1 protein-coding gene is annotated in these 600 nt (G+C 41.5%); it reads left to right on the forward strand.

Annotated features, from left to right (window positions below; genetic code table 11):
- The coding region (locus tag AC1DJR_RS32745) for a serine hydrolase domain-containing protein (RefSeq protein ID WP_477004546.1) at positions 1-600 on the forward strand (600 nt) is incomplete at both ends.

A 600-nucleotide genomic window follows, 5' to 3' on the forward strand; every position in this document is an offset into this window, starting at 1 on the left:
CTGGTGTCATTCAAGGAAACGGATATGATGGTAACCAGATTACTATCCGGCAGATATTGAACCATACAAGTGGTATCGCTGAATACTCAAGGTCAAAAGACGCTGACTTTACGGATACAAAAAAATCGTATACGGCTGAAGAGTTAGTGAAGATGGGGATTTCTCTGCCCCCAGACTTTGCCCCAGGAAAGGGCTGGTCTTATTCAAACACAGGATACGTATTACTAGGTATTCTTATTGAAAAAGTAACCGGAAACAGCTATGCGGAAGAGATTGAAAGTCGGATTATTGAACCGCTTGAATTGTCGAATACATTCCTACCTGGCAATTCAAGCGTTATTCCAGGCACCAAGCATGCCCGTGGATATGTCCAACCAGACGGAGTAAGTGAGCTAAAAGACGTTACTTATTATAACCCAAGTGCAGGTAGCTCAGCTGGAGATATGATTTCTACTGCTGACGACTTAAATAAATTCTTCTCTTACTTGCTCGGGGGTAAATTACTGAAAGAACAGCAACTAAAACAAATGCTTACTACAGTTCCTACAGGAAAAGAAGGAATCGATGGATATGGTCTTGGAATCTATGAAACTAAGCTTC

Source organism: Bacillus sp. 05T31, from assembly GCF_056396725.1.